Source organism: Pseudodonghicola sp. (assembly GCF_048268305.1).
Classification (GTDB): domain Bacteria; phylum Pseudomonadota; class Alphaproteobacteria; order Rhodobacterales; family Rhodobacteraceae; genus Pseudodonghicola.
The window spans coordinates 1-20,727 of sequence record NZ_JBLWVT010000014.1 but is presented as its reverse complement, the minus strand read 5'-3'; the positions used below and the strand labels follow the sequence as shown (position 1 = coordinate 20,727).

14 protein-coding genes, 2 pseudogenes and 1 CRISPR repeat array are annotated in these 20,727 nt (G+C 65.5%); of the genes and pseudogenes, 11 read left to right on the top strand and 5 right to left on the bottom strand.

The genetic code is table 11. The features are described 5' to 3' along the window. Positions 1-2: 2 nt before the first annotated feature. Positions 3-1,175 (top strand): MFS transporter, encoded by a 1,173-nt coding sequence (locus ACN0V4_RS20025; RefSeq protein ID WP_417679427.1) that lies wholly within the window; start codon positions 3-5, stop codon positions 1,173-1,175. A gap of 43 nt (positions 1,176-1,218) precedes the next feature. Here the strand turns inward: ACN0V4_RS20025 and ACN0V4_RS20020 are convergent, their stop codons facing one another. Then, positions 1,219-3,036: a histidine kinase N-terminal 7TM domain-containing protein gene (locus ACN0V4_RS20020; protein WP_417679425.1), complete on the bottom strand. Its 1,818-nt coding sequence runs from the start codon at positions 3,034-3,036 to the stop codon at positions 1,219-1,221. A 353-nt stretch (positions 3,037-3,389) separates the two neighbouring features. Beyond that, positions 3,390-3,647, bottom strand: a pseudogene (locus tag ACN0V4_RS20015) (transposase); the annotation flags it as partial. A 489-nt stretch (positions 3,648-4,136) separates the two neighbouring features. On the opposite strand from ACN0V4_RS20015, the gene cas3 reads away from it, so the two are divergent. The 8 genes from cas3 to cas2e all read left to right on the top strand — a co-directional run bounded on the left by cas3 (position 4,137) and on the right by cas2e (position 12,657). Next, a complete protein-coding gene (gene cas3 / locus ACN0V4_RS20010) occupies positions 4,137-6,626 on the top strand; it encodes a CRISPR-associated helicase Cas3' (RefSeq protein WP_417679423.1) in 2,490 nt (829 codons plus the stop codon). Positions 6,627-7,058: 432 nt separating this feature from the next. Beyond that, on the top strand, positions 7,059-8,510 hold the full coding sequence (gene casA, locus ACN0V4_RS20005; RefSeq protein ID WP_417679421.1) for a type I-E CRISPR-associated protein Cse1/CasA: 1,452 nt from the start codon (positions 7,059-7,061) through the stop codon (positions 8,508-8,510). Continuing rightward, complete coding sequence (casB, locus tag ACN0V4_RS20000; protein WP_417679419.1) at positions 8,507-9,022, top strand: type I-E CRISPR-associated protein Cse2/CasB; 516 nt, start codon at positions 8,507-8,509, stop codon at positions 9,020-9,022. Before casA ends, casB begins: the two co-directional genes overlap by 4 nt. Continuing rightward, positions 9,019-10,083: a type I-E CRISPR-associated protein Cas7/Cse4/CasC gene (cas7e, locus tag ACN0V4_RS19995; RefSeq protein WP_417679417.1), complete on the top strand. Its 1,065-nt coding sequence runs from the start codon at positions 9,019-9,021 to the stop codon at positions 10,081-10,083. The genes casB and cas7e overlap by 4 nt, the downstream gene beginning before the upstream one ends. Next, positions 10,083-10,760 (top strand): type I-E CRISPR-associated protein Cas5/CasD, encoded by a 678-nt coding sequence (cas5e, locus tag ACN0V4_RS19990; RefSeq protein ID WP_417679415.1) that lies wholly within the window; start codon positions 10,083-10,085, stop codon positions 10,758-10,760. The genes cas7e and cas5e overlap by 1 nt, the downstream gene beginning before the upstream one ends. Beyond that, entirely contained in the window at positions 10,757-11,428 is a 672-nt protein-coding gene (gene cas6e, locus ACN0V4_RS19985; protein ID WP_417679413.1) for a type I-E CRISPR-associated protein Cas6/Cse3/CasE, read from the top strand. Before cas5e ends, cas6e begins: the two co-directional genes overlap by 4 nt. Next, the gene (gene cas1e, locus ACN0V4_RS19980) at positions 11,425-12,369 is read left to right on the top strand and encodes a type I-E CRISPR-associated endonuclease Cas1e (RefSeq protein WP_417679411.1); all 945 of its coding nucleotides are present in this window, start codon (positions 11,425-11,427) and stop codon (positions 12,367-12,369) included. Before cas6e ends, cas1e begins: the two co-directional genes overlap by 4 nt. Continuing rightward, complete coding sequence (cas2e, locus tag ACN0V4_RS19975) at positions 12,370-12,657, top strand: type I-E CRISPR-associated endoribonuclease Cas2e (RefSeq protein WP_417679409.1); 288 nt, start codon at positions 12,370-12,372, stop codon at positions 12,655-12,657. A gap of 80 nt (positions 12,658-12,737) precedes the next feature. Next, positions 12,738-13,986: a CRISPR direct-repeat array (repeat unit 29 nt; unit sequence CTGTTCCCCGCGCCCGCGGGGATGAACCG). Positions 13,987-14,559: 573 nt separating this feature from the next. Here cas2e and ACN0V4_RS19970 read toward each other — a convergent pair. From ACN0V4_RS19970 to ACN0V4_RS19960, 3 genes are all read right to left on the bottom strand, one after another. Continuing rightward, entirely contained in the window at positions 14,560-16,803 is a 2,244-nt protein-coding gene (locus ACN0V4_RS19970) for an AAA family ATPase (protein ID WP_417679407.1), read from the bottom strand. Positions 16,804-17,029: 226 nt separating this feature from the next. After that, a complete protein-coding gene (locus ACN0V4_RS19965) occupies positions 17,030-18,031 on the bottom strand; it encodes a GIY-YIG nuclease family protein (protein ID WP_417679405.1) in 1,002 nt (333 codons plus the stop codon). Positions 18,032-18,136: 105 nt separating this feature from the next. After that, positions 18,137-18,658: a hypothetical protein gene (locus tag ACN0V4_RS19960; protein ID WP_417679403.1), complete on the bottom strand. Its 522-nt coding sequence runs from the start codon at positions 18,656-18,658 to the stop codon at positions 18,137-18,139. Between the two features lie 122 nt (positions 18,659-18,780). Here ACN0V4_RS19960 and ACN0V4_RS19955 point away from each other — a divergent pair, with 122 nt between their 5' ends. Continuing rightward, entirely contained in the window at positions 18,781-18,978 is a 198-nt protein-coding gene (locus ACN0V4_RS19955; protein WP_417679401.1) for a hypothetical protein, read from the top strand. Positions 18,979-19,549: 571 nt separating this feature from the next. Then, positions 19,550-20,603 (top strand): annotated as a pseudogene (locus ACN0V4_RS19950) (IS5 family transposase). Positions 20,604-20,727 lie beyond the last annotated feature (124 nt).

Genomic DNA, 20,727 nt, shown 5'->3' with positions numbered 1-20,727 from the left:
ACATGATTTCGCGCCGAACGACCGCTGCGGTCGGTCTCACCCAATTGGTGAATTGGGGGCTGTCCTATTACGCGCTGGGAGTCTTCGGCCCGGTCATTGCCGCCGATCCCGAGTTCTCCTCGCGGCTGACCTATGGCGGCTTTTCGCTGGCTCTGGTGGTGATGGGGCTCAGCTCAGGCTGGATCGGCCATCAGATCGACCGCCACGGTGGTCGGGCGGTGATGAGCCTTGGCTCGATATTGCTGGCGCTCGGTTTTCTGGCGGTGGCGCTGGCGCATGGCGCGGTGCCCTATCTGGCGGGGTGGCTGGTGCTGGGACTGGGCATGCGGATGTGCCTCTACGAGGCGGCCTTTGCCGCCTTGGTGCAGGCCGGTGGTGCGGCGGCGCGGCCGGCCTTGTCGCAGATCACCCTGTTGGGGGGCCTCGCCTCCACCGTGTTCTGGCCGGTCGGTCATCTGCTGCAGGAGGCGATCGGCTGGCGCGGCGGGATGCTCGCCTATGCCGGGATCGCGCTGACGATGCTGCCCTTCTACCGCTTGCTGCCCGCCGGTGCCGGCGGGGCCGTGGCGAAACCGCTGCGCCGGGCCGACCGGTTTCGCTTTGCGCCGGGGCAACGGGCCGCTGCGCTGCTGTTCGCGGCGCTGGTCGCCACCACCGCCTTTCTCAGTTCCGGCCTTTCGGCGCATCTGATCGGCCTCCTGTCGGGGCGGGGGCTGTCGATCGAGGCGGCGGTATCGCTCGCGGCGCTGCCCGGCATCGCGCAATCCTGCGCACGCCTTGCCGAGATGGTTCTTGGTCGCCGGTTGGACCCGCGCCATCTGGCGGTATTCGCCGCCGCGGTTTTGTCCCTGGGCATGCTGGTCGGCATCGGCGTCGCCGGGATGGGCCTGGCCGCGCTGATCTTCGTGCTCGCCTATGGCGCCGGCAACGGGCTTTTGACCATCACCCGGGGCAGTCTGCCGCTGGTGCTGTTTCCGGTGGGCGATTATGCGGTGATCGCCGGGCGGCTGATCGCGCCGTCGTTCTATGGTGCCGCGGCGGCGCCGGTCATCTATGCCACGCTTGTCGATCGCCATGGCCCTGCGGCGGCGATCGGTCTGAGCGCGCTGCTGGCGCTTACCGCGGTGGCCTGCGCCTGGGGGCTGACCCGTTGTCCTGCCACGATGCCGGACTGAACGGGCGGTGGGCGGCGCGGGCGATCGGGGGGACGCTGCGGCGTCACGCCGCCGGTGTCGGGGCGGCCGTATCGGGGTCGGGAGAGATCGGCACGTCGATGTAAAAGGTGGTCCCGATGCCAAGGCGGCTGTCATAGAAAATCGCGCCGCCCATCCGTTCGATCAGCATCTTGGCGATATGCATTCCGAGACCGGAACCGCCTGAGACTTTCTTGGTGCCGCTCTCGACCTGATTGAACCGGCCGAAAACCTGATCTTCCTTGTTCTCCGGGATGCCGATGCCAGGGTCGCGCACCGCCAGCCTGAGCCGCGCACCGACCACCTCGGTCGAGCATTCGACCGCCGCCCCCTCGGGCGAGAACTTGACGGCGTTGGAAATCACGTTGCCGACGACCTGTTTCAGCCGGTCGGGATCGACCCTTAGCCGCCGGTTCACCGGGCCCGAGATATTGACCAGCCGGACATTGGCCTGGGTGGCAAAGGCCTCGTACTCCTCGATGACGTCATGCAGGAATTCGTCCGCATCCAGATCCTCCAGCACGAGGTTGATCGTGCTGAGGTCGAGCTTTTGCAGATCGAGAACGTCGTCGACCAGTTTCAGCAGCCTGAGACTGTTGCGCTGCGCGATGGTGAGCACGTTTCTGAGCGCCGGGCTCAGCTCTCCCGCCGCGCCATGGAGCGCCAGGTCCAGCCCGCCCTTGACCGAGGTCATCGGGGTGCGCAATTCGTGGCTGATCATGGCGAGAAACTGGGATTTCGCGTGGTTGGCGGCCTCGGCCCGGGCCAGCGCCTCGCGTAGCGCCTCGGCCGAAAGTTCGCGTTCGGTGATGTCGACCAAGGCGATCGACCAGCCCAGCAGCGGCCGTTTGGTCTGGATCGGGCTTTCGATCGGCAGCACCCGTAGGTCGAAGACCCGCCCCTTCAGCCGGATCGGCTCGGCACTTCCGATCTGGCCGGCGTTTTCGCTGGCTGTTAGGATCGGGCCGAGTTTCTCGAGATGATCGAGCGGCTCTCCACGCCTGGGCATCGTCCGGCCGAACAGGGCCTTGGCCGCCGGGTTGGCGCCGGCGAAGCGGCCGGCCGAGTCGATGATGATCACCGGATCCTGCATGGCATAGAACAGCAGGTTCCGCGCCTGCGCCGCGGTGTCCATCATGGTGTTGTTCAACAGCAGCCAGCTCAGGGCGATGAGGGCGACGGCGAACATGAAGGGGGTCGGGTCGAAGCCGAAGACGGTGATCCCCCAGCCGACATAGGCCAGATTGGCCGCCAGCGGCGCCGCCGTGATGGTGATCAATACGCCCAGGAATGGCCGGATGATTTTCTTGGCCTTGAGAAAGGCATAGGCGAGCACGCCCAAGGCAAGGGTGACGAAGACATAGAGGACCGCGGCGACGGCGAAGAACAAGGGCCCGTGGTCGAAGAGGACGAATTGCGCGCCCCCCTGCGTCACCAGCCGGGTGTCGGCGCGATAGAGCAGGTGGGTCCGGTCATTGGTCAGGGCGATCAGACCGGCGAGACCCGGCAGGAGGATATAGAGCAGCAGTCGGATCGGCTGGCGGCGCTGCTCCAAGTTCATTGTATAGTCGACGACGAAGAACGCCCAGGCGATCGGCAGCAGGGTGATGCCGGGCCAGGCCGCCAGCGACCAGCCGATTTTGCACATTTCGCTGCGAGACGCCAAATCGAGGGCGACGGTGAGCAACCACCACAGCATCGCCAGCAATGTCAGGACAAAGGCGGGTTTGCCGGCAAAGCGGTGGTTGCGCGCGACCCAGATCAATACCAGGGCACAGGCCGCCCACAATGCGGTGGCCGAAGCCGAGGCAAAAGTGAAGTACAGGCTGTTCAGGCAGGTCATGATCTAGTCGGACAGCCTAGAGGCGCGCCGAGGGCGGGGAGAGGCATGGTCATGTCGATAGGTCTTCGGATTGACGCCGGTGGCGTCGCAATGCGGACAAATTACCTGGATCCTGATGTCATAATACAAGCGACAGGGACGCTACAGCGCGACAGCTTTGAAAACAAGGCGGATTGCCTGAACCGCCCCGGGTTTGCCAGAGACCGTTTGGCTCAAGGAAGGCGGCGAAGGTTTCAGTGGACTTGCCCGGCTTCTGTGGAGAGCGTTTAGCTTCCGTCGCGGGCCTTGTGCTCGAAGCTGGTCAGGCTTTGGAAACCAGCGATGAGTGCCGCCTGACGGGGTTATAGAAGCCGTCGATGTCTCTGGTGCAGGTCGGCGGCCACGACCTTGCGATCCGTCCAGGAGCAGAAGTGTAGGCCATGGCGCACCAGGTGCACGATGCAGAGCTGGACTATGGCGTCGGGGAAGCCTTTCAGCCGGTCGACGACCGCGATCAGGATATCCTGATCGCCCCGGTTCAGCAGTTTGTTCATCACCGCGAGACAGAACTTGGCGCCTTCGGTCGCGGCGATCCACAGGCCCAGAACGTCACGCCGGCCATCGCGGGTGACCCGTCATGGCCGGTTCCGCCACGGCGAGCTGCCAGCCCTCCTGTTCGATACGATAGTTGATCGGAGCATTGAGGAACGGCTCGTGAGTGGGCAGGGCGGTCGATGCCGGTGTTGTCGATGCGGAGGCGTACAGCAGAACTCGACGCCGAGGCGGACTGGGAAGCATCGACAGTCGACCCGGTGGATGCGCCCTTTGCGGTTCGCGAGTATCTTTATACGCTGGATAAGCGTGGCCTTTGATGCTGCCAGAAAGGTCCAGTGCACGTTCCCATCTTCTTCTGACCCGACTGGCCGCTCGATGGCAGTATGCAGGGGGGCTGGCGCGCTTCAGCTCTTCCGACTGCTGTCCTATAGGATGACCCGCCCCGGCGGCGGCAGGGGCAAGCTCCATAACTCGCACCCTGTTGCTGTCTTTGCCATAGCCCTCAACTTGCGAAGGGAATGGGCTTGCGCCTAGGCTTGCCGCTGGCAGTGAAGGGGCGCGTTGACATGCGGGAATTTTTGGAATGGCCGGGCAAGAGCGCCACCGAAGTGGGTGGGGTGGAGCATCCCGCGGTCTATCACATGCTCGATGTGGCTGCGGTGGCGGAACGGCTGATCGCGCCTTTTGGCCTTGAAACGCCACGGCGGGACGCCTTGGTTTTTCTGATCGCGCTGCACGATCTGGGCAAGATCAGCGAAGGGTTTCGTGCGATGCTGCGCGGGGAGGCGGCAGGCGGGCGCTATCGCCACTGGCAGGTGAGCGAGGTCTTGTTGTGCCATCACGATGATCTGCTCGCAACATATCTCGGCAGTGCACCACATCGCCGTGCCGCGCTTTATGCCGCGGTGGCGGGGCACCATGGGCGGCCTTCGGATCTGCCGCTGCCGATGGGGCGCCGCCTGGCCCGCCATGGCCCGTGGGAGGATGCGTTGGACCTTGCCGGTATCGGCGTGGCCGCGGCGCGCGAGGTGATCGCGGCCTTTGCCGCGCTCTGGCCGGAGGCCTCGCTCGAGGGGATGTCCTTGGAGGAGGCGCAGACACTTGGTTGGTGGCTCGCGGGGCTTTGCACAACGGCGGATTGGATTGGGTCGAATACCGAATGGTTTGCGCCGAATGCGCAGGCGATGCCCTTGTCTGCCTATCTCGCGCAGACGCGCCCAATGGCGGCCAAGGCGGTTGAGGGCGTGGGGCTTGGCGGCTGCGATCTGCGGAATAACGCGCTGTTTGACTTCAAGCTGCACCGGATGCAGGACGCTTGCGTGCAGGTGCCGCTGCCGGAGGGGCCGATGCTGGCGGTGATCGAGGACGAGACCGGCTCCGGCAAGACCGAAGCCGCGCTTTTGCTGGCGCAGCGGATGCTAGCGGCCGGCAAGGGGCGCGGGCTATATTTTGCGCTGCCGACGATGGCCACTGCGGATGCAATGTTCGCACGCGCGACCAAGGTGGTTGGGCGGATGTTCGACGCGCCACGGATCACGCTGGCACATGGGCGCGCGGGGCTGTCGGTGGCGTTCCGGGATATCCAAGCGAGCCGCGCCGACAGCCCCGACGACGTGACCTGCACCGACTGGCTGGCGCAAAGCCGCAGGCGCGCCCTCTTGGCCGACGTTGGCGTCGGCACGATCGACCAGGCGCTGTTGGCGGTGCTGCCGGTGAAATTCCAGACACTGCGCTATTTCGGGCTGTCGTCCAAGATCCTGATCGTGGACGAGGTTCACGAGTTGGGGGAGCCTTATATCGGGGCCGAACTGGAGGCGCTGTTGCGGATGCACCGCGCGGCGGGCGGCTCGGCCATCCTGCTGACAGCGACGCTGCCCTTGGCCCAGCGGGCGAGGCTGCTGGCGGTCTATGATGGTCAGGCCCCGAGCGCGGCCTATCCGGCCTTGACGGTGGCCGGGGGCGTGGGGGTCTCAGATCTGCCGCAGGCGACCGGACCGAAGGGGCCGGTCCGGGTGGCGCGGCTCGGGCGGATGGATGCGGCTGTCGAGGTGATTGCCCAGGCGGCGGCGCGGGGGGCGGCCTGTGTCTGGGTGCGCAATTCTGTGGATGATGCGATCGCGGCGGTGCAGGCTTTGCTGGCGGCGGGGGTCGCGGCGGATCTGCTGCACGCCCGCTTTGCGCTTGGCGATCGCAAGCGGATCGAGGCTGCGGTGGGAGAGCGGTTCGGGAAAGACGGCAAGGGCCGCGCCGGTCGGGTGCTGGTCGGAACCCAGGTTCTGGAATCCTCGCTCGATTTCGACTTCGACGTGATGGTGAGCGATCTGGCGCCGATGGCTGCGCTGGTGCAGCGGGCCGGGCGGCTGTGGCGGCATATGACCGAACGTCCGCGCGCGCAGCGCCCGGTGCCGGCGCCGGTTCTTCATGTGCTCGCGCCCGATCCGGCGCAGGTGGTGGATGATCGTTGGCTGCAGGGAGTGTTGGGCGGCGGGGCCTTTGTCTATCCGCTGGCGGACCAGTGGCGCACCGCGGATCATCTGTTCCGGGTGGGGGAAATCACCGCGCCCTCGGGCCTGCGCGCGCTGATCGAGGCCGTGCATGGCGCCGAGGCGCGTGATGTGCCGCCGGCGCTTGAGGCCGAGGAGATCCAGACCGAGGGCAAGGGCGCCGCCGCCCGTGGCCATGCGGCGCAGAACATCGTCGATTTCGCTGCGGGCTATCGTGCCGGCGGGCGGGCGAATGACGACGCCCAATATCCCACCCGGCTTGGAGAAGAGCAGCAAACCCTCGTGCTGGCGCGGGCCGGGGCGGGTGGGCTGCAGCCCTGGATCGCCGGACCCGAGGGCTGGGCCTTGTCCGAAGTATCAGCCAGTCGCAAGCGCCTGGCGCGGTTCGACCTGCCGGAGCAAGACGCCCCCGAGATCGTCGCGCTGACCCGGGACTGGCCGGACTGGAAGCGCACGTCCTTGCGGATTTGTCCGGTGGCCGAGGACGGCATGATCTGCCCGGGCTTGCGCTATGATCCGGGGTGGGGTTTGATGATCGGTGCCCTGGATTGACCGGGGATGGCCCGTGAGTGGCTTCATCTCAGCCACTGAGCTGGAATTGTTCCCTGCCTTTGCGGGGATTTTTAAGTGAGTAGCTTCGTCTTAAGTTTTTATTGACACAAGGCAGTCCATCCTGCACGATCAAAAAAGCCCCGCGCCGAACGGCACGGGGCTTTCAACCAAAATAGAAACTCAGCCGCGCCAACGGCCAAGTACAAGGGAGCGTTAAGAAGATGATAAAGATACCCTTCTGATCGGCTCGCCAAGTTATTAATAAAATAGCATTGCGCGAGCTGGCGGGCAAGAGGCTGCACTCTTGCCCGCCTTTCTCTTCGCGGTCCACTAGGTGCCCCCGTTTTCGGGAAATCTGAACTTCGATGCTGACGCTTGCCTTTGCGGAAGGCGAGCGTGATGATCTTATCACAATCAGGGCGCGAGGTTTTCATGTCGCTGAATTTGATTGAAGACGCCTGGATCCCGGTGGTTTGCACCGATGGGACCCGGCGGGTGATTGCCCCCTGGCAGATCGCGGATGCGGCGATCCTGCGGCCCGACTGGCCGCGCCCGGATCTGAACCTGGCCTGTTATGAATTGCTGATCGGGTTGGTGTTTCTGGCCGACCCGCCGCGGGATGTGGAGGATTGGGAGGATCGACAGGACCCCGATCCGGCGCGTCTGAAGGCGCGGCTTGCGCCCTATGCGCCCGCCTTCAACCTGCTGGGCGAGGGGCCGCGTTTTCTGCAGGAGCTGGAGCCGCTGGATGGTGTGCCGAATGCGGTGGACATGCTGTTCATCGACAGTGCCGGCGCGAGCACGGCGAAGAACAACGCCGATCTGATGGTGCATCGCGGCCGTTATGGCACGCTCGATCTGCCATTCGCGGCGATGGCACTTTTTGCCTTCCAGGCCTTCGCGCCTTCGGGCGGGGCGGGGAACCGCACCTCGATGCGGGGCGGCGGGCCGCTGGTGACGCTGATCGACCCGCAAGCGGGCCTCTGGCCGCTGATCTGGGCCAACGTGCCCTATGGGGCGCCGGGAGAGGTTCAGGACCTGCCGTGGATGCGACCCACGCGGGTTTCGGACGCGGGGCGCGAGACCCTGCCGCCCGAGGGCAAGACCTATGGGGTCGAGGCATTCTTCGGGATGCCGCGCCGGTTGCGCCTGGTGGCGGAAGACGGGCAGATCGTCGGGGTGGTGCAGCGGCCCTGGGGCACGAATTACGCCAAATGGAAGCATCCGCTCAGCCCCTATTACCGGATGAAGCCGGGCGAGGAATGGCTGCCGGTGCATCCGCGTGCCGGGCGATTTGGCTATCGTAACTGGCTGGGCGTGATCGCCGGGTCGGCCACCAGCGAGACACGGGAACTGGGCCTGATGCTGCGCGAACGCGGCGGCGCGGGCACGGTGATCGTCGCGGGCTGGGCGATGGACAACATGAAACCGCGCGATTTCATCTGGTCGGAGCAGCCGCTGCTGCGCCTCGCGCCTGAGGTCGAATGGCGGCTTGAGGGCATGGTGCGGGCGGCCGAGGCCGCGGCGGTCGCCCTGCGCGGCGCGCTGGAGCCGGTTCTGGCGGGCGGCGAGGCCCGCGAGGCCGAGCGCGAGGCGTTCTTTGCCGCGACCGAGGATGCGTTTCGGCTGCGGGTCGATGCGATGGTTGCGGGGGCGGATGTCGCCGCGCTCTGGCTGGCGGATCTGCGGGCGCAGGCTCTGACCCAGTTCGAGGCGCTGGCGCTGCCCGAACTGGCGATGCGCGACACCAAGCGGATGGCGCAGATCGTGCAGGCGCGCAAGTATCTGGCCGCGGCGTTCCGGGGTTACGGCAAGCAGGGCAAGGAAATTTTCGGGCAGCTCGGGCTTGAGCCGCCGGTGGAGAAAAAGGGGAAGGCGGCATGAGCGAAGATCACGAGGAGGCCGGGGGCGCGGCACACAGGAGTTTCGGCCAAACGGTGTTGGGCTGGTGGCGCGTCAATATCGGCGCCCGCGACAGCGCGCAGGCCCGTGCCTTGGCCGCCAGGCTGCGCCGCGCCGGGCCGGTGGAGGCGCTGAGCGAGCGGGCGGTGCAGGATCTGGCGCGGCTGATCCATGCCGGACCCGCGCAGGCCGAGGATCTGGCACGGTTGGTGCGGCTTCTGGCCGAGATCCGCGAGCATGACAGCGCGCCGCTGGCGCGGCGGTTGGGCGATGGTGTGCTGTCGGAGCTGCGCTTTCAGCGGTTGATGCGGGCCGAGGGCGAGGAGCGGGACGCGCTGTTGCGCCGGGCCATCGCGATGGCAGAGCGGCGTTGCAATGTCGCAGCTTTGGCCACCGATCTTTGGCGCTGGGACGATGCGACCCGCACCCGTTGGTGTTTTCACTATTTCGGGGCCGAGGCCCCCGTCGACGCAGTCAAGGAGACAACCGAATGACGACCTTTGTGCAATTCCACCTGTTGACGAGCTATGGCCCCTCGAACCCCAACCGAGACGATCAGGGGCGACCGAAACAGGCCATGGTGGGTGGGGTGCCCCGGCTGCGGATGTCGTCGCAATCGGTCAAGCGCGCACTGCGGGAAAGCGCGTTTTTCGCGCTCGATCTGCAGGGCAACATGGGGGTGCGGACCAAGCGGCTCTATGAGCGGCTGGTCAGCATGCTGATCGAAGGTGGTGCGTCCGACACCGCGGCGCGGGCCGCGGCCGAGCAGGTGGCGGCGATCTTCGGTAAGCTCGACGCGCCCAAGAAGGGCGAAGAGACCCGGGTCGCCACGACGCTGGCCTTCATCTCGCCCGAGGAATGGGCGCTGGCCGAAGACCTGGCCACAAAGGCCGTCGCGGGCGAGGCCCTGCCCAAGGACAAGGATCTGAAGAAGGCCGTTTTGCGCCATGCCGACGGGGCGGTCGATATCGCCATGTTCGGCCGGATGCTGGCCGATGATGCCGATTTCAACCGCGACGCGGCGGTGCAGGTGGCGCATGCGATCACCACCCATAGCGCCCAGCCCGAGGAAGATTGGTTTTCGGCGGTGGATGATCTCAACAAGGCCGAGGAAACCGGCGCGGGGCATCTGGGCGAGATCGCCTTCGGGTCTGGGGTGTTCTATCAATATGTCTGCGTGAACTGCGATCTTCTGATCGAAAACCTGAAGGGCGACAAGGCGTTGGCGGCGAGGGGGATCGAGGCGCTGGCCCGGGCGCTGGCGCAGTCCACCCCGCGTGGCAAGCAAAATACCTTCGCGCATCACCCGCGCGCGCATTACATCCTGGCCGAACGCGGCCCGCAGGCCCCGCGTGATCTGTCGGGGGCGTTCTTTGCTCCGGTCAGGGCACAGCCCTGGCTGGAAACCTCGGTCACGGAACTCAAATCGACCCGCGATGCGATCGACGCGGCCTATGGCCAGGTCTGGGACGCGGCCTGCGAGCTGCACGTGGGGCAGGGCGGCACGCTGGCGGAGATCGTGGAGTTTGCGGGCCGCGCGGTGCGGGAGGCGTGATGCAACCCTATCTGGTGTTTGGCCTCTCGGCCACGCTCGGGTCCATGGGCGAACTGGCCGGGCATGAACGACGCGGCTCTCTGTCCTGGCCCGCGCGCTCGGCGGTGCTGGGGCTTCTGGGCGCGGCGTTGGGGGTGCGGCGCGACGGGGATTTCTCGGCGCTCGATGCGCTTTTAATGGCTGTTGCCGTGTTTGATGAAGGTTCGGGGCTGCGCGATTATCATACGGTGGAAACGGTGCCCTCGGCGGTGGTGAAACAGCCGAACTCCCGCCCCGAGGCTCTGGCGCAGGCGCGGGGGCGCAGCAACACCACGATCACCCTGCGCGATTACCGCGCGGGGGCGTTTTATGGCATCGCGGTCTGGGGCGGGGCGCTGGAGCCGCTGCGGGCGGCGCTGCACGCACCGTGCTTCACGCTATACCTCGGGCGCAAATCCTGCCCCCTCAGTGCTCCGCTTGGCGCGAATGTCGTGACGGCCGACAGCCCCGAAGCCGCGCTGACGCAGATCGTCTTGCCGCCCTGGCGGCAGGGCGCGCGCGCGCGGGTCTTGCTGGAGGCGGCGGATCACGGCGAGGAAGTCCATGATCTGCCCGTGGATCGGGCGCGCTGGCATTTCGCCCCGCGCCATGTGGCGCGCAGGGCAGTCGACATCGCGCCAAAGGGGGGCGCGGCATGACGCTTTATCTCACTCAACTGCGGGTCTCGCGCGCACCCTCGGCGCAGGCTTTGGCAACTCTGATCTCGCCGCGGGACGCCTCGGTGCGGATTGACGCACATCACAAGCTGATCTGGGCGGTCTTCGCCGACGGGCCCGAACGGACGCGGGATTTCCTGTGGCGGGAAGAGGATGATGGTAGCTTTCTGGCGCTTTCGGCGCGTCCGCCGATGCCGATGGATCTGTTCGAGCCCTTTGAAACCAAACCTTTCGCCCCGGTTCTGGCGCCCGGTGACCGGCTGTCCTTTGCGCTGCGCGCCAATGCCACGCGGGCCAAGCGCGGCGCCGGGCGGGTGGATGTGGTGATGGATGCGCTCCACGCGATGCCGCCAGAGGCGCGCGCGGCGGCCCGGCCGGAGGTTGCGCAGCGTGAGGGGGCGGCATGGCTCGAACGTCAGGGCGCGGCGGCGGGGTTCACGCCACATGACGTCGTGGTCGAGGGCTATGCCACCCATGCGTTGCCGGATCATCGCGGGCCGCGCAAGGGGCAACCGCAATTCGGCATTCTCGATATGTCGGGCACGCTGGAGGTGACCGATCCCGCAGCTTTCGCGGCGCAGCTGGCCCAGGGCTTCGGGCGGGCCAAGGCCTTTGGTTGCGGGTTGATGCTAATCCGCCGGGCCCGATGAGCGCCGGCGACCTGCCCGGCCTTGCCCCGCCACGACCGATCCCGCTCAAGGATCGCGCCTCGCTGGTGTTTGTCGAACGCGCGCAGCTCGATGTGCTCGACGGCGCTTTTGTCGCGGTGAACGCGGATGGCACCCGCACGCAGATCCCCGTGGGCGGGCTGGCGGGGATCATGCTGGAACCCGGCGCGCGGATTTCCCATGCCGCGATTGCTCTGGCGGCGCGGGTCGGCACCCTGATCACCTGGGTCGGCGAGGGCGGCGTGCGGCTCTATTCCGCCGGCCAGCCGGGCGGGGCGCGCTCGGACCGGCTGTTGTGGCAGGCCGCGATCGCGCTGGATGATGCGGCGCGGTTGCGGGTGGTCCGCAAGATGTTCGCGATGCGCTTTGGCGAAGATGCGCCGCAACGCCGCTCCATCGACCAGTTGCGCGGCATCGAAGGGGTGCGGGTGCGCGAAAGCTATGCCCTGCTGGCGCAGCAATATGGCGTGGCCTGGCGGCGCCGGTCCTACGACCCCAGGGATTGGGAGGCGGGCGATGTGCCGAACCGCTGTCTGTCCGCTGCGACGGCCTGCCTGCACGGTCTGACCGAAGCCGCCGTTCTGGCCGCCGGATATGCGCCGGCAATCGGCATGCTGCACAGTGGCAAGCCGCTGTCCTTCGTCTATGACATCGCCGATCTCTACAAGCTCGAGACCGTCGTTCCGGAAGCGTTTCGGATCGCGGGGCAGGCGGCCCGGGGCAAGCTGGAGATGTCGCCCGACCGCGCCGTGCGCCTGGCCTGCCGCGATGTCTTCCGCCGCAGCGGGCTGTTGGGGCGGATCATCCCGGCCATCGAAGAGGTGCTTTCGGCGGGCGAGCTGCCGCGCCCCGAGCCGCCCGCCGACAGCGTCGCCCCGGCCTTCCCGGATGCGCCGCCCTCGGGCGATGCGGGGCATCGCTAGATGCTGGTCGTGGTGGTCGCCAATGCGCCCCCGCGGCTGCGCGGGCGCCTCGCCGCCTGGCTGGTCGAGCTGCGGGCGGGGGTCTATGTCGGCGACTATTCCGTCCGCACCCGAGAGATGATCTGGGATCAGGTGCTGGCCGGGATCGACCAGGGCGACGCGGTGATGGTCTGGAAGGCGCCGACGGATCAGGGATATGATTTCCTCACCACCGGGAAAAACCGGCGTCTTCCGGTGGATTTCGACGGGCTGAAGCTGGTGAGTTTCTTCCCCGACAAACGCGGCTGAGGCCCGGAACGATACACCGAAAAATCGGTACGCTCTTTGACATTGTAAAACATCAGGTAGATCAAAGCCCTACAGGAAGACTGTTCCCCGCGCCCGCGGGGATGAACCGGCCGGAGCACTCAAGGGCCAGCGCGTCGGCGGCTGTTCCCCGCGCCCGCGGGGATGAACCGGGGCGCCTGGCGATCTATCGCCTGGTGCGCAACTGTTCCCCGCGCCCGCGGGGATGAACCGGACATGACCCGGCGTTTGAGCCAGGCGGCGGCCTGTTCCCCGCGCCCGCGGGGATGAACCGCAGCAGGTCGAGCTGCAGGCGGAGTACAGCAACTGTTCCCCGCGCCCGCGGGGATGAACCGAGTATCGTCGATAAATTCAACGGGCTGCTCTACTGTTCCCCGCGCCCGCGGGGATGAACCGTACCTGCGCCATGGCCTCCTCGCGGCTCGCGGCTGTTCCCCGCGCCCGCGGGGATGAACCGACATACGACGCCATCCAGGAGGCCATCTACGACTGTTCCCCGCGCCCGCGGGGATGAACCGTCACGTGCTGGCGTCCAGTCATCGCCATAGCCCTGTTCCCCGCGCCCGCGGGGATGAACCGCTGATCGAAATGTCCCGGCATCTGGAGATTTACTGTTCCCCGCGCCCGCGGAGATGAACCGAGGGCCGTGTCGAGGAGTTCTGGCGGCGGACACTGTTCCCCGCGCCCGCGGGGATGAACCGACAGAACAGACCCGCATGTGCGGCAATAGCGTCTGTTCCCCGCGCCCGCGGGGATGAACCGGAGACCGTCTACCTATCTAGCAAGGACCAGCACTGTTCCCCGCGCCCGCGGGGATGAACCGCTGATCCACTACTTCCAGACCATCAGCGATAGCTGTTCCCCGCGCCCGCGGGGATGAACCGCTCAGTCCGCCAGCATCGAGCAAGCGCCGCAGCTGTTCCCCGCGCCCGCGGGGATGAACCGGCTGTAGGGACGCGGTGCAGCCCCAGAATTGACTGTTCCCCGCGCCCGCGGGGATGAACCGCATGAATGGACCTAGGGTCATTTTGTATCGGCCTGTTCCCCGCGCCCGCGGGGATGAACCGGACAGCGCGCCAGCCACTCGCCTTGAGGCGCGCTGTTCCCCGCGCCCGCGGGGATGAACCGGCTGTCCAGTAGGTACTCACAGCGGTCGTCATCTGTTCCCCGCGCCCGCGGGGATGAACCGGCCATCGCCACGGTGACGCCGCGCACCGCCGACTGTTCCCCGCGCCCGCGGGGATGAACCGCGATGACTGCGGCGGAAAAGGCGGCTGAGCTCCTGTTCCCCGCGCCCGCGGGGATGAACTGGAAAAGGCGGCGGGCCGAATTGACGGCATGGTCTGTTCCCCGTCGCATCAGACCGCGGGGTCGTGGCCGGGCTCGCCGCAGGAATTGCTCGGTGCGCTGCGCAAGGCCGCAGAGCAGCACGAAGCCGACGTGCATCGCTTGCCGCTGATGGGGCGACCTTCAGTCGCGAACTGAACCGGATCAAAGATTGTCTCGAAAAGGACGGGTGGGGGATCGTGAAGCATCCCCGCAAGTGCGAGGCAGGTCGGACGTACCAGCATCGAGACGGGATGTGAGGCATTCATGGGGCGCAGGTCCGATAGGCGCGCGCGTTTTTCGTGCGACGAGTGCAAGGAGGACGCCAAAACGAGAAAAGCCCCCTTGCGGGGGCTTGCTCGTAAATCTCTGCATTTTCAGAGATTTTTGGCTCCGGCGGTAGGGCGCGGAGCTAAATTCAGCTATGTTTTAAGGCTTTGAAAACGCTGGAATTTGCGCTGCGCGGGTCGCTGTCTGTGTTACGTCGATGTGCTACAGTTGTAGCACACAGGGGCAGGGTACCGAGATTGGTCGGATGGGCCAAGCGGTTCCTGGAGGTTAGCTAGGACTAAGTGGCGGTTCTCGCTCCGGTTCGGCGATCAGCCGCCTCATTGCCGCGCCGTGGAGCTCACGGACGTCGATGAGCGCGGCTGCCACTTCACGTAGCTGGTCGATGTGTGGCGTGAGGAGTTTCGCAGCGTGGTTCATGGCCTGACCCAGTTTTGCCTGCAGCCTCTGCTTCTCCTGCTCGGTCAGCCTGTGCATGTCGGCTGGCCCCAACCAGCTATGGCCGTTGCAGCCGACGCCGAGTTCTCGGTCCATTTGCAGGACTAGCCCAGTCGCAAGAGCAAGATCGCTTTCCGTGTCTCCTCCCGCGCCGCCGGAGATCGTGCCCAGAACCAGCCGCTCGGCCGCGCGACCGGCCATCAGGATCAGGAGTTCGTTCTCGATCTCCTCGACCGTCAGCTCGACGAAGATCGAACGGCGTTCGGTCCGACCGTCGCGGTCAGAGAGGCTGAGCTTCACGACAGATCCCGGCATCAGCAGCTCGGCGGAAAGCGCGTGACCGGCTTCATGAATTGCGATACGGCGGAGCAGTTCCGGGGTGGGCTGATCGATACCGAGGTGCCGGCGCAGCAGGTCGGATGACATCGGCAGCCGTTGCCGCCGCGCGTCGGCCGCAGCGGCACGCAATGCGGCGTCGAGTTCGGCGGGTGTCTTGCCGACGGCAGCTCGGGCCAGGGTGTCGATCTTGTCTTCGGGCAGCTTATCCGCCAGCACCTTGGCCATGATGCGCCTAATGTCCGTGATCGACGGAAGTGGCATCCGCAGGACCAGGTCAAAGCGGCCGGGTCGCGTGATGGCAGGGTCAAGCCTGCTGACCTGGTTGCAGGCCCCGATTAGGATCAAGCCCGGGGTGCGGGCCAGCCGGTCGATTTGCTGGAGGAATCCGTTCACGACTTGCGTGCGATAACTCATCCCGTGCTGATCGCCGCCAAAGCGCGACCCGACCGCGTCGATTTCATCAACAAACAGCACACAGGGCACTTTCGCGACAGCCTCGTCGAAGCACTTGATCATCGCGGCAAGCATAAGTCCAAGATGTCCGGCAGCCTGCCAGTCGGCAAAGCTGCCCTCGACCAAGGCGACGCCAGCGGCCTCAGCCAGCTGCTGGGCAAGATAGGTCTTGCCCGTCCCCGGAGCGCCATGAACGAGGAGCGAGCGTGACATCTCGCTCCAGTTCAGATCGCCAGCCTGCCACGCCGCTAGATCCGCCACGATGTTCCGGACAGCGTGGTGAGCGGGCGTGGTGCCGTCGATGATGTCTGGGCCGGGGCGCTCCCGCGCGACCTCGCCGGCGGACGCCGTCTTGGTCATCAGCGAGATCCGTTTGGCAACCTCTTGAGCCGTTGGCGCGCGGCACGCCATGGCCACATGTCCTGCCTCTAAGGTGGCAAGGCGTTCGTCATTGGGCAACATTGCCCGAACCTTCTCTTCGTCGATCCGGCCGGTCGCGCTATGACAAACGCTCAGGGCGAAGAGCAGGATATCGGCATTCAGCTTTTCCAGGACCAAAACGCGCGCGCCGGTCTCGCCGGTGCTGAAGAGAGCCGGCAGATCCTCTTGCCGCCGGACTGGCAGCAGGATCGGCGCCGGATGGTGAAGGCAGCGCTCCAGCTCCTTTTCCATAATGGGTCTGTCAGGCAGCTGCAGCACCGGGTTCGACGCTGACTTGGGCGCCCGGCTGTGGGTCGACCAGCCCTCCGGCAACATGGCGCCAGTCAGTAGCTTTCCCAGGTAGAGAGTTGGTTCGAGCTCAATGATCACCGTCATCGCTCCGGGTCGGAGGCTCGCCTCCCAGCCCTCCGCATTCCGGAATGTTGCGGCGAGGCGCGTGAGCAGGATCACGTCGGGCAGGGGGAGCGTGATCGCGGGACGGGTGCTGCCGTTCGCAGCGGTGGCGAAGGGATCGCCGCCGTCTGCCGCAATAGCGTCCCACTCTTCTGGTGGCAGATGTGGCGTGCTGGTGGCGATCCCCATGAGCTCAGCGGCAGAGGGCGTCCCGGAGGCCGCGAAGCGTGAAGGCGGTTTCGGGCTGTCGCCGCCTTCATACTCCATCAGAGTGTCGACAGCGGCGGCGTCGCGAGCCGTGGCGCGCCGTTCAAGATCGACGATGTCGGTTTCGGTTGCGCGCAGGCGCGCGATGCAGTTCTGGGCGAAGGCCCACCACTCGGGGCGCTTCGCGCCATTTTTCTTTGGAAGGGGAGATTGGGAAGAAGGTTGGGTCATTGGCGTCTCCATGCTGTACGGATCATGGCGCCCGGTTCAGGCGCGCGATCCGGAATGGGGCTTGGGCAGGATCAGGGGGGAAGAGTTGGCGCTGTCCGGGATGTTGGGGGCACGGCGCGGGCCGGGGCGTCCCGCACACTGTGGCGTGCGGGTTTCGCTTCCGGGAGAACCGGCTGAGCCGCTGTGGCAGTTCTGGGGCCAGACAGGACTGTTCCGGAACCAGGCTACGCTAGGGCCGCTATACTTTCCGGATTTCGTTCAGGAGCTTCAGAATGAGCGGCTCGATCTCGATCCCGTAGATCTCGGTCTTGACCGACAGCCAGTCCTGGAAATGGCTGTATGGAATGATCGCGTCGGGATGAGACTTCTTCAGCGCACGGTGTAAGGCCTTTTCCTGACACAGCGCGGCGTGGCCGGTAGCCTGCGGAACGGTCCGCAAAAGCTCTGCCTGGATTCCGGGTTGAAGTAGCAGTTGATACCTCAGCCGCGACACCGGCTCGCGCGAGAAGCCGAGCTTCACCACCTTCAGTCCCGTCGGAAGCTCCAGTCGAATGGCGTAGAGGTTGCTTGGCGCTGTGGCCCACCCCTCCCCGCATGCCGTGCATTGAAAGCGGCCGCTTTGCATGTTCGCGCGGGCAACCCGCTGCCTGTGCCCACAGCCGTGCTGATAGACTCGGTAGTTTGGGTTGCCCGCTGGATCGCTCCCCAGTAGCTGCCACCCACGGTCAGCAGCTTCCTCAGCTTCTTTCCCGGAATGACAGGTCTCGCAGCGCAGCTTGCAATGGCCGTTTGCGATACGTTCGATCTGTCCGAACTGTCGGCGCACGGTGTGGCTGCACACCGCGCGGTAGATGCCGATTTTATGATAGTCCGGGTCGTAGCCCTGAAATTCCAAGCCAGCCTTATGCGCCATCGCCACGATGGTGCGATGCCTGCAGCCCGCGCAAGCTGGCTGAGAGGTGCGCAGGGTGAAGAGCTTCTGCGCAGTCAAGGCGCCGCAGGTGTGGCATCGCAAGACAATGTGGGACTTGTCCCTGATCCGGCGCACCAGATCGAAGCCCTTGCTCCGGGCTAGTGCTTTCCACTCCGCCTTGATTGGCCCGGAATAGGCGCGGGACCAGCCTTCCGGGGAGAGATTCCGGGAACCACGCGGCAGGTACAGTTTGTTCCGGGACGCACCGATGTAGATATGCGGGCGAACAGGGACGGGTTTGAGCGAAGTGTGTGCGGGATGAGCCATTACTGGACCTCCGAGAATATGTCGGCTGAGAACGTGGGCACGGCTGTTCAGGCCCTGTCCCGGAACGGGGCAGGGCATCATGGTGCCGGGACGATTTTGCAGAGATCAGGCGGCGAAGGGCTGGTCTTCGGAGCAAACCTCCGGGGAGGCCACGGCTTCAACCGGGTTCAGCATGTCGAGCATGCAGACCTCGTCGAACTGCTGCCGACCGCGCGCGAGCATCTGCGCGACGCGCCGCTCCTCCGGGCCACTTCCGTTCCAGGAGAAAAGATCCAGGTGACCCGACACGACCTGCCGTGCGGTCCGCAGTTCCGCGGCCGTCTCGCAGCCGAGCGTCCAGTGGAGGTGGCGCGCGAAACTCTGCAGCGGGACGTCGCTGGCGCGGGTGGCTGGCGCGTCGATGACGGAGCAGCAGAGACCGGTGGCATTCTCCCACCCAATTTCCGCTTGCTTCAGCCAATGATCGAAACCGGGATCCGACCAGAGGCCGTTCTCGATGTCACGCTCAGCTTCGATCGCAGCGGCCAGAGCGGCGAGCAAGTGCGAGAAATGGCCCGAAACGGGCGAATGACGAAAGTGCGCGGGTTCATTCGCGCCAAGGCGCGTGGTAGGGCAGGTGTCAGCCATGATCGATCTCCGTATGATCGGTTGGGGTTAGAGTACGGCGGGAAGGTTGTAGCTCCCGTCGTACTTGACAATTTAGATTTGTGATGTCATTTAGTCAAGTGGTTTCTTGAGGGAGATTCGAAATGGCTAAGATGGGACGTCCGAAACTGGACACCGAGCCGGTGACAATTCGCATGGATCGTCAGATGCTTAAGGCGATCGACGATTATCGGCGGCTCCAGGAAGATTTGCCTTCCCGACCGGAAGTGGTGCGGAGGGTTATGACTGAATGGCTGCAAGCTCAGGCACAGGACGAGGTTGAGGGGGATCGCTCAGCTTGATCGTTCAGAGTGAATGGGCTCGGTGACCTGGCCGCGCAGTTATTGGGCGGCGATACCAGCCGCCCTGAGCACCAGCTCCCCTCCGGCATAGGAGCAATGCGCGCCGAAGCCTCGAAGTAGCCGCTGATCGCAGGGAGCGAACTTTGCCCCTGACGCAGACCTGGGCGCTCAAGCAACACGAACGGCCCAGCACCTGCCATTGACAAAATCGCCTTTCACTAAGGTGAGGTGCAGCTTACCCGAACCGGACGGACACGGAAGTCTGCGGCGTAAACGGGGCGTCCAAGTTCCAAGAGCGGACGCCGGTCTAAGCTGCCGTTAGCCGACTTGCTCGATTTGCGCCGCAGTTGCGAAGTCGGGTGCAGGTGGGCGGGAAGCGGAAGTTCGCTGCGCTATCCGCGAATGGCCGGTATTAGGCCGGTGGGGGACGGGAAGCGTCCAGCGTGATGCTATAGGAAGGCAGACAGTCACAGTGAGAGTGGATGGTGGCCTATTTACGCTTCCGGCGGGCTCTGTTGCACAAACCCCTGAGGGGATTCATCTTTTGAATCCAGCCTGATAGCTGGGTGGCATGAGCAGACCGACACCCCCGACCTACAAGACCAGGAACTGGCCAGCCTATAACGAAGCGCTCAAGCGCCGGGGCTCGCTGACGATCTGGTTCGATCCCGAGATGAACTGGGAGGCTGTGCCGACCGGCAGGCGTGGCCGCCAGCAGAGCTTCAGCGGTGAGGAGAGTCGGAAAACAGTCCGGCGGACTGTTTTCCCGACGAACGCCATCCAGACCTGCCTCTCCATGAAGGTGCTATTCGGCATGGCGCTCCGCCAAACGACCGGCTTCGTCGAGAGCCTGCTTCGGTTGGTCGGCCTCGACTGGACGGTGCCTGACTTCAGCACGCTGTCCCGTCGTCAGAAGACCCTGGCGGTGAATATCCCCTATCGCGGGTCCAAGGGGCCACTGCACCTGTTGATCGACAGCACGGGCATCAAAGTCGAGGGCGAAGGTGAGTGGCATGCCCGCAAGCATGGCGGCGCCAAACGACGGGTCTGGCGCAAGATCCACCTTGGGATCGACGAGCAAACGCTGGAGATCCGGGCCGTCGAGATCACCGGCAGCCATATCGGCGATGCGCCGGTGCTGCCCGATCTGCTCGACCAGATCCCGGAGGATCAGGAGATCGGCAGCGTCACGGCAGATGGCGCGTATGACACCCGGAAATGCCATGACGCCATCGCCGACCGCGGCGCTCATGCCGTCATTCCGCCCCGCAGGAACGCCAAGCCCTGGAAGGTGATCACTGCTGGTGCCATGGCACGCAACGAGGCCCTCCGCGCCGCGAGATACTTTGGCCGGGCACTCTGGCGACCCCTCTCGGCAGCATCCTGCGGATGCGCCTGCCGGGCAGTGGATGGAGCGGATATCACCGCCGAAGCCGCGTCGAAACGAAGATGCACTGCGTGAAACTGCTGGGCCAGCGGCTCATGGCCCGGGACTTCGATCGGCAGGTCGCCGAGATCCAGGTCCGCATCATTCGCCATTGTCGCTTGGACCAATGGCGCGACATGGCTCATTCCTGAACGGCTACACCGCCCTCGGCATACCCGTCACAGAGACCGTGGGATAAATCCGGCCGGGGAAAGGGGAGCCGCGCCCGTCATCCGATTGGTGCAACAGAGCCCTGTCGACACAGAAACGCATCTGATCGTGGCACATGACGTGACCAATCAGGGCTTCGACCGCGACCAGCT